Here is a 7,462-nt window from a genome sequence, read left to right on the forward strand (position 1 = left end):
CCGGTAGGCTGTAAGTGATCCCTGCCAAGCGTCGGTCAGGCGCGCAGCAGGATCGCATCAAGCCAACGGGTTGGCAGAGAGCGTTTGAGCGTTCCCATCAGATAGGTCGGTGTCGTCACGTAATAGCGCGCCCGCGGGCGCCGGGCTTCGACCGCGTGGATGAGTTTTCTGGTGACCGCCGAGGCCGGCAACTCGAAGCTGTCGGGGCCTGTGCTGTTATAGAGCCGGTGACGCAGCTTTGCATAATCTTCGGCGCGTGCGGCGTTTTCCCAATCGATCCAGCGTTCGAAATGCGGAATGGCGTTTTCGCGTATTTTCGAGGTGACGGGTCCGGGTTCGATCAGGCTGACCTCTATGCCGGTGCCGTGCATTTCGATACGGAGCGTATCCGTCAGCCCTTCGACTGCGAATTTCGTGGCATTATAGGCGCCGCGCCATGGCATCGTGACAAAGCCCAGCACCGACGAACATTGAACGATTCGCCCGTGCCCCTGTGCGCGCATGACCGGCAGGACCGCGCGAGTGAGGCTGTGCCAGCCGAAAAAATTCGCCTCGAAAATGGCGCGCAGCGCGTCGGTGGGCAGATCCTCGACCAGACCGGGATTGGCGAAAGCGCCATTGTTGAACAGCGCATCAAGACGCCCGTCCGTGGCGGTCAGCACGTCATTGAGCCCGGCTGTGATGCTCGGCTCGTCCTGATAATCAATCCGTGGCGCATCAAAGCCCTCGGCGCGTAGCCGATCACAATCCGCCGAATCGCGGCAGGAGGCGAAAACGCGCCAGCCGCGCGCCCTGAGCCCGTGGGCTGCATCGTATCCGATGCCCGACGAACAGCCGGTGATGAGAATGCACTTGTCTGTCATGGCGGCGACCATGCTGTGATCCACCGCGGGAGGCAATGAAATTCAGTTACCCGCTGCTCAGCAGCCAATCGGCCATATAGCCGGTGAGACCCGTTTCTTGGACACGCAGCCGAAGCCAGCCATTTCCCATATCCTCGAGCACCTGCACCTTGGTGCCCTCGTCCAACTGGTCGACGCTCTCATACCTTATGCCGGGACCGGCGCGCATGTTGACCAAGTTGCCGGTCACTTTGCGCAAATCTGTCGGTGTACTGTCGGCGATGATCACTTTCGTGATCTCCGTGGCGCTTGATGCGGTGTTTGTCACATCGCTCTCACTCGTGTCGGACGTGACCGTTTGCTGTTCGATTTCAAGAGCATGACCCAAGGCCCCGAACCCACGCTGACCGGTCGAGTTGGCAAGCGTGAGCTGCACATTGTCACGCGACTGTTGGGCAAGCTCTTCGAGGCCGATCACGGCGCGGGTCACTGTTTTGGTTTGCGTTTTCTTGGTCTTTGATGGTGTTTCGACCCCTGAGGTCGAGGCCGACCGGGTCCGAGACACGTCTTCATCTTTTTCCCGCTCAAGCGCGGTGGCCACGGCGGCATCAATCGCGGCATCGTCGCCTGATTGCCCGGCAGAAGCCTGAACGATCTCTACATCGGGAAGGCGCTCTGCGCTTGGTTCGGCCTGCGGTGCCTGCTGTGTTTCGGGGGCGGCATCGGTCGTTGCAACCCGAAGATCGGTGTCGCCTGCCTTGTTGCGCTCACGTTGCATATGGGCCTGAAGGGAGTTTTCGTCGGGACGATACTCGGCTCCGCCGCTCAGTTCATAGAACGCGAAACCCAAAAACCCGAAACTGACTAGAATGAAGCGCCACATGCGATCCCCCTGACACTGGCCGCCGCACCACGTGAGACGGTTACACAATACACGATTCGCGACCCTCCCTTGTGGGAATTCCGCGAAACTTTCCCCGAAGCGGCTTTACGGTAGCTTCGACCGTGGCTATCAGAAGCGCCATGAGCGACCTTCTGGATGATCCCGACAAGACCCCTGACGAGGTGACCGAGCCACTGCGCCGCGCGATCGGAGAGCGGTATCTTACCTATGCCCTCTCGACGATCATGCACCGGGCATTGCCGGACGCGCGGGACGGGTTGAAGCCCGTTCATCGCCGTATCCTATATGCAATGCGTGAACTGCGGCTGGGTTCCACCGGTGGCTTCCGAAAATCCGCGAAAATCTCGGGCGACGTGATGGGGAACTATCACCCCCACGGCGATGCGGCGATCTATGACGCGATGGCGCGGCTGGCTCAGGATTTCGCCGTGCGCTATCCGCTTGTGGACGGGCAGGGCAATTTCGGCAATATCGACGGCGATAATCCCGCCGCCCCGCGTTATACCGAGGCCCGCATGACAGCGGTTGCCGAGGCGATGCTTGAGGGGCTGGCCGAAAACGCGGTTGATTACCGCGAAAACTATGATGGAACCCTGACCGAACCTGTCGTCCTTCCGGCGGCGTTTCCCAACCTTCTGGCAAACGGATCGTCGGGCATCGCGGTGGGGATGGCCACCAATATACCGCCGCACAATATCGGTGAGCTTGTGGAGGCCTGCCTGCATCTTATCGATACGCCCGATTGCCGGGATGACACGCTTTTGAATTATGTGAAGGGCCCCGATTTCCCAACGGGAGGCGTCATTGTCGAGCCGCGCGAGAACATCGCGCAGGCTTATCGCACCGGGCGCGGTGCGTTCCGGCTTCGCTGTCGCTGGGAAGTCGAGGATCTGGGCCGGGGCCAATGGCAAATCGTGGTCACGGAAATTCCGTATCAGGTGCAGAAATCCAAACTGGTCGAGAAGCTGGCCGAGGTGATCCAGACCAAGAAAGTGCCGATCCTTGCCGATATCCGCGACGAGAGCGCGGATGATGTGCGGATGATCCTTGAACCGCGGTCAAAGAACGTGGACCCCGAGGTTCTGATGGGGATGCTTTATCGCAACTCTGATCTGGAAGTCCGGTTCTCGCTCAATATGAACGTGCTGGTGGACGGCGTCACACCCAAGGTCTGTTCCATGAAGGAGGTGTTGCGCGCCTTCCTAGATTTCCGGCGCGACGTGTTGAAAAGGCGTTCACGGCACCGGATGGCCAAGATCGACCACCGGCTCGAAGTGCTTCAGGGGCTGATCACCGCATTTGTGAACCTTGACCGCGTGATCGAAATCATTCGCTATGATGACGATCCCAAAGCGGCCCTCATGTATGAGGATTGGAGCACGCCGCATCAATCGACCCTGAGCCGCGCGATGGACGAAAGCGCCTATCACTCGCCGCTGAAAGGGGTGGATGTCTCCGCGCTCACGCTGATGGCGGACGAAGCGGCGGCGGCCACCGGCATCCTTGCCGAGAGCGCGCCCGAACGTCAGGTGCCCCACAGCTTCGAGGGCCGGGAAAACGGGCTTTCGGATGTGCAGGCCGAAGCGATCCTCAACATGCGTCTGCGCAGTTTGCGACGGCTTGAGGAAGAGGCGCTGGTGAAAGAGCGTGATCAGTTGATGAAAGAGCGCGCCGGGCTTGAGGATCTGCTCGAGGAAGAGCAGCTGCAATGGACGGCGATCGCGGATCAGCTCCGAGAGATCAGGAAAACCTTCGGCAAGGGCTATACCCTCGATGGTCGCAATGTCGGTGCCCGTCGCACCACCTTTGCCGAGGCGGGCGAAGTCGAGGATGTGCCTCTAGAAGCGATGATCGACCGCGAGCCGATCACAGTGGTGTGCAGCCAGATGGGCTGGATCAGGGCGATGACGGGGCATATCGACCTCGGGCGCGAGCTCAAGTTCAAGGATGGCGATGGGCCGCGCTTCATGTTCCATGCCGAGACCACCGACCGGCTTTTGGTCTTTGGCACGAACGGGCGGTTCTATACCCTGTCGGCCGCGAACCTGCCGGGCGGACGGGGTATGGGCGAGCCGCTGCGCCTGATCGTGGATTTGCCCAACGATGCGGGGATCGTGGATCTGTTCATTCACCGTCCGGGCCGCAAGCTTCTGGTGGCGTCTTCGGCGGGCGATGGGTTCATCGTCGGCGAGGACGAGGTGATCGCTCAGACCCGCAGTGGCAAACAGGTGTTGAACGTGCGTGGCGATGCCCGTGCCAAGGTCTGTGAACCGGTATCGGGCGACCACGTGGCGGTTGTGGGTGAAAACCGCAAGGTGCTGGTTTTTGCGCTGTCAGAGCTTCCCGAAATGGGGAGAGGTAAGGGGGTTAGGTTGCAAAAGTACAAGGATGGTGGCCTGTCTGATGCAACGACCTTTGCGCTGGAAGACGGGCTGAGCTGGCGTGACCCGGCGGGTCGTACGCGCACCGAAACCGATCTGGCCGAATGGACGGGCAAACGCGCGGGCACGGGCCGGATGGCGCCACGCGGATTCCCTCGGGACAATCGGTTCACCTGAAGGCGCGGCACGCCTGTATTCGGGTGGTTATTGCCTGACCTAAGCAGGCGGCGTCATGTGAACGCGCACCGACGCGATACCGACGTGAATGCCGACGTGAATACCGACGTTCCGTGCGCCGCGTTAACCGACCTCTTCGGCAGTCAGCCAAACACCGCCTTCGGGGCGCAGGGTGAGGATCATCACGGGCTTCGGGTCGCGCCCCGGAACAGGCCGGAACCGAAAGCGCGCAAGCAGTGTGGCGAGGATGATCACCGCCTCCTGCAATGCGAAACTGGCGCCGATACAGATGCGCGGCCCATCTCCGAAGGGCAGGTAGGCATAGCGGTCCACCGACTTGCGGTCTGCAAATCGTCCGGGATCAAACAGGTCCGGGTCGTTCCAGAGCAAGTGACTGCGATGTAAGGCATAAATCGGGATAATTACCGTGTCGCCGGGCCGCACCTCGCGCCCACAGAGCGTGTCGGCGGCCTGTGCCGTACGCGAGATCATGCCCGCAGGTGGATAGAGGCGCAGCGCCTCATCGGCGATTTGACGGATGAAGGGTAGGCGCTCGACGTCTTTGCCGGTGGCGGGCCCGTCAAGCACCGCTTGTGCCTCGGCGCGGGCGCGGTCCTGCACGTCCTGATCGAACGCACAGAGATAGAGCGACCACGCCAACGTGAGCGCGGTCGTCTCGTGCCCCGCAACAATGAAGGTAAGCAGGTTGTCTCGCAACTCCGCAGTATTCATTTTACGTTTTGTTTCAGGGTCTTCGCCGGAAAGTAGCAAGTCGAGTAAATCCGGCACACCCTCCGGTCCTCGGGCGCGGCGCTCCTCCACGGCGGTATCCGCCACCGCCTTCATCTGGCGCAACTGGGCGCCCGAACTGGCGCGCGCGGGGCGTGGCACCCAATCGGGAAACCCGAGTATATCGAACAGCGAGATTTTGCCCGCTGCTGAAATGTAATGGTCGATGGCGCGGTGCACGCCCTCGGGATCAAACGTGTCTCCGCCCGAAAAGGTTACATCGCTGATCACGTCGAAGGTGGTGCGCACCATGTCTTCGGCCACGTCCACGGCGCGCGGTCCCGCGTCTGCGATACGGTTCGCCGATCGGTCGGCGGCGGCGGTCATCATGGGCGCGAGGTTCATCACGTTGCGATGCGAAAACGCGGGCGCGGCGGCGCGTCGCTGCCAGCGCCAATGCGCGCCTTCAGCGATAAACAGCGACTCGCCTATCGCCGGTTTCAGTAGATTCTTGGTGACGATGGATTTTGGATAATTGTCCACCTCTTCCAGAAGGATGCGGCGGATCGCGCCGGGGTCCATCACCATGTGCCACCGCTTGCCGGTCCGGCCCGAGACCATCGGCTGACGGGTGGCGAGATCGGGTATGATCGACAAGACATTGGCCCGCGCCGCGCGCAACGAGCCGAGGATGCCCATCGGTTCGGTCACGAGAGGGACACGGACGGGTGTTGCTGCGGTCATGGGCGGCGCTTCCATTTGTGGCGCAAGGGTTGTGTCAGATATAGGCCCTTGACCGCGTTGGGGCAAATCGTTGCGCGCCGCGTTGCCCTGCGCTATCGGTGAACGGTCACTGCCGGGCTTGGGGGCCTTTGATCTTATGCTGCGTTTCATTCTGACGATCTTCGCCGTGCTGTCTCTGGCGGCTTGCACCAATCCCAACGACCTTGACCGCACGCCTGTGGAACTCGGGGCATTCGGATTGGGCCACAATGTGGTGGTCGCGCCGAACCTGACCAAGGGCCCGGCATCGCGCGAAGCCAGCAAGGAGGAGTGGATCGCCGCGATGGAAAAGGCCGTACAAGAGCGGTTCAGTCGCTACGAGGGTGACAAGCTTTATCATCTCGGTATCGCGGTCGAAGGCTATGTGCTGGCTGTTCCCGGTGTGCCGGTGGTCGCATCTCCGAAGTCGGCCCTGATCATCAACGTCACCGTATGGGACGACGCCGCGCAGAAGAAGCTGAACGATGAGCCGGAAACTATTACGGTGGTCGAGACGATTTCAGGCGAGACGATGATCGGCTCGGGCCTGACGCAATCGAAGGAAACGCAGATCGAGAATCTGAGCCGGAACGCCGCCAAGCTTATCCAGAACTGGCTGAGACGGCAGTATCTGAACGAGGGGTGGTTCAAGCCCGGAAATGAGGCCTGAGCGGCGCGACGATGCATAACGTTGCCACGCCGGCGCCCCTATGGTCTGGGCGCTCAGGCAGCCCATGAAACTTTGAGGGCGGAACGGGCGACAACGCATCGAGTGGCTTGATTTTCGATCGGCAACGCACTAAACGGCGCGCGGAAAGAGCAACAGGGGTGATCGCCCCGCAACAATAAGGTGCCCGGAATATGGCAAAGGAAAAGTTTGACCGTTCTAAACCGCACGTGAACATCGGGACGGTTGGTCACGTTGACCACGGCAAGACGACGCTGACGGCGGCGATCACGAAGTATTTTGGTGATTTCCGTGCATATGACCAGATCGACGGCGCGCCCGAGGAAAAGGCGCGCGGGATCACCATCTCGACCGCGCACGTGGAATACGAGACCGAAGNCGACGGCGCGCCCGAGGAAAAGGCGCGCGGGATCACCATCTCGACCGCGCACGTGGAATACGAGACCGAAGCGCGTCACTATGCGCATGTCGACTGCCCCGGGCACGCCGACTATGTGAAGAACATGATCACCGGCGCCGCGCAGATGGACGGCGCGATCCTCGTGGTGAACGCGGCCGACGGCCCGATGCCCCAGACCCGTGAGCACATCCTGCTGGCCCGTCAGGTTGGCGTGCCCGCGCTGGTTGTGTTCATGAACAAGGTCGACCAGGTCGATGACGAGGAGCTGCTCGAGCTGGTCGAGATGGAAATCCGCGAGCTTCTGAGTTCGTATGACTTCCCCGGCGACGACATTCCGATCGTTGCGGGCTCGGCTCTGGCGGCGATGAACGGCGACAACCCCGAGATCGGCGAAGAGAAGATCCGTGAGCTGATGGCGGCGGTCGACGACTATATCCCGACGCCCGAGCGTGCGGTGGATCAGCCCTTCCTGATGCCGATCGAGGACGTGTTCTCGATTTCCGGCCGCGGCACGGTTGTGACCGGCCGTGTCGAGCGTGGCGTTGTGAACGTGGGCGACGAGCTTGAAATCGTCGGCAT

General features: G+C 61.3%; 6 protein-coding genes. 3 read left to right on the forward strand and 3 right to left on the reverse strand.

Going from position 1 to position 7,462, the window contains the following annotated elements:
- Positions 1–35: 35 nt before the first annotated feature.
- The gene (locus V8359_RS11550) at positions 36–863 is read right to left on the reverse strand and encodes an SDR family oxidoreductase (protein WP_336429034.1); all 828 of its coding nucleotides are present in this window, start codon (positions 861–863) and stop codon (positions 36–38) included.
- Between the two features lie 46 nt (positions 864–909).
- A complete protein-coding gene (locus V8359_RS11555) occupies positions 910–1,725 on the reverse strand; it encodes an SH3 domain-containing protein (protein ID WP_336429035.1) in 816 nt (271 codons plus the stop codon).
- A gap of 140 nt (positions 1,726–1,865) precedes the next feature.
- Here V8359_RS11555 and V8359_RS11560 point away from each other — a divergent pair, with 140 nt between their 5' ends.
- Positions 1,866–4,304 carry a DNA topoisomerase IV subunit A gene (locus V8359_RS11560; protein ID WP_336429036.1) on the forward strand — a complete coding sequence of 813 codons (2,439 nt, stop codon included), beginning with the start codon at positions 1,866–1,868 and terminating at the stop codon, positions 4,302–4,304.
- A 123-nt stretch (positions 4,305–4,427) separates the two neighbouring features.
- On the opposite strand, the gene V8359_RS11565 is transcribed toward V8359_RS11560, so the two are convergent.
- Positions 4,428–5,777, reverse strand: a complete 1,350-nt coding sequence (locus V8359_RS11565) for a cytochrome P450 (RefSeq protein ID WP_336429037.1) — start codon at positions 5,775–5,777, stop codon at positions 4,428–4,430.
- 136 nt (positions 5,778–5,913) lie between these two features.
- Here V8359_RS11565 and V8359_RS11570 point away from each other — a divergent pair, with 136 nt between their 5' ends.
- Together V8359_RS11570 and V8359_RS11575 are read left to right on the forward strand one after the other, a co-directional pair.
- Positions 5,914–6,465 carry a hypothetical protein gene (locus V8359_RS11570; protein ID WP_336429038.1) on the forward strand — a complete coding sequence of 184 codons (552 nt, stop codon included), beginning with the start codon at positions 5,914–5,916 and terminating at the stop codon, positions 6,463–6,465.
- 191 nt (positions 6,466–6,656) lie between these two features.
- Positions 6,657–7,462: GTP-binding protein (locus V8359_RS11575; protein WP_336429039.1), on the forward strand; the 806-nt coding region annotated here is incomplete at its 3' end.

It is taken from the genome of Roseovarius sp. E0-M6, from assembly GCF_037083845.1.
GTDB lineage: Bacteria > Pseudomonadota > Alphaproteobacteria > Rhodobacterales > Rhodobacteraceae > Roseovarius.

What these genes read in the sequence shown, in the direction of transcription:
- V8359_RS11550 (WP_336429034.1), bottom strand. Translation starts at nt 863, where the DNA reads ATGACAGACAAGTGCATTCTCATCACCGGCTGTTCGTCGGGCATCGGA.
- V8359_RS11555 (WP_336429035.1), bottom strand. Translation starts at nt 1,725, where the DNA reads ATGTGGCGCTTCATTCTAGTCAGTTTCGGGTTTTTGGGTTTCGCGTTC.
- V8359_RS11560 (WP_336429036.1), top strand. Translation starts at nt 1,866, where the DNA reads ATGAGCGACCTTCTGGATGATCCCGACAAGACCCCTGACGAGGTGACC.
- V8359_RS11565 (WP_336429037.1), bottom strand. Translation starts at nt 5,777, where the DNA reads ATGACCGCAGCAACACCCGTCCGTGTCCCTCTCGTGACCGAACCGATG.
- V8359_RS11570 (WP_336429038.1), top strand. Translation starts at nt 5,914, where the DNA reads ATGCTGCGTTTCATTCTGACGATCTTCGCCGTGCTGTCTCTGGCGGCT.